This window comes from Cellulosilyticum ruminicola JCM 14822, assembly GCF_001311925.1.
Lineage (GTDB): Bacteria > Bacillota > Clostridia > Lachnospirales > Cellulosilyticaceae > Cellulosilyticum > Cellulosilyticum ruminicola.
Genome location: NZ_BBCG01000171.1, coordinates 1 through 926 on the forward strand (window position 1 = coordinate 1; position 926 = coordinate 926).

Consider the following 926-nt stretch of genomic DNA (forward strand, 5'->3'; position numbering starts at 1 on the left):
AACTACATTAGCTGGAATAATCATGTGATTAGATCCCAAAAACTAATGTTTTTGAAGTCTTATTATAGTTACATTTATTTACATCCTCTATTGCACTTGATTTTTTACCAATAAATATATATATCGCTATACTTAAAATTGTATCCGAAGCTAAGATACCTTTTTTCTTAAGATATCTTAGCAGTTTATTGAAGTTATATGCTTCAATTTTGAAGCCAAACACTATTTTTGAGTGCAAAAAGCCACGAACTGGCATGGCATCTACTTGATATTTTCTTCGAATGACTGAAGGAATGCCTTCTACACCAGCCCTTTTTTTCTTTTTTGCTAGGGCATTGATTACGTAGTGGACAATTTTCACATTGTTCGTTTTTAAATTTTGCTGTATGGCTATTTTTACTAAAATAGCTCATTTGTGGTATTTCCTTATTAGGGCATAAGACTATTTTTTGCGTTTCTTCATCTACTTCAAAAGAACTATATGGTAATTTCTCCTGTGCTGGCGCTTTTCCTACTAATTGACCTAGTTTTAACATGATCCTTGTTTTTAGCCTTTTGCTCTATTTCATAAGAAAGTAAGTACCATCTACTAATACATTGACTTGTGGCACTTTACCAAGAGCATCTATTACATCTTCACAAAATCTAATATCAGAATAGGTGCTAGGTTTAAGATCATAATGTGTAATAACACCACTATTGTCATTAAAACTTTCTATTAGATTTGCAATATATCCTACATTTCCACTATATTTCTCTCTATAAGTTGCATCTGGATCACTTGGATTTTGAAGTATTTCAGAATGAAGGCTCTTCCCATCCTTTGGAACAGTTGAATGTCCTAATAGCCATTCTAACTTAGTTATAGCATCTTTATCACGTGTTCTATAGATTGTTTCATTTTTATGTCCTTCTGCTAAATAGCA

At 31.9% G+C, this 926-nt stretch carries 1 protein-coding gene and 1 pseudogene; both read right to left on the reverse strand.

From position 1 onward, the window contains the following. Nucleotides 1–203 precede the first annotated feature (203 nt). Nucleotides 204–536 (reverse strand): transposase, encoded by a 333-nt coding sequence (locus JCM14822_RS18745; protein WP_054744168.1) that lies wholly within the window; start codon nucleotides 534–536, stop codon nucleotides 204–206. Nucleotides 537–560: 24 nt separating this feature from the next. Further along, a pseudogene (locus JCM14822_RS21120) lies at nucleotides 561–926 on the reverse strand (hypothetical protein); the annotation flags it as partial.

Coding starts and splice junctions, on each gene's coding strand:
- JCM14822_RS18745 (WP_054744168.1), bottom strand. CDS start 536: ATGTTAAAACTAGGTCAATTAGTAGGAAAAGCGCCAGCACAGGAGAAA.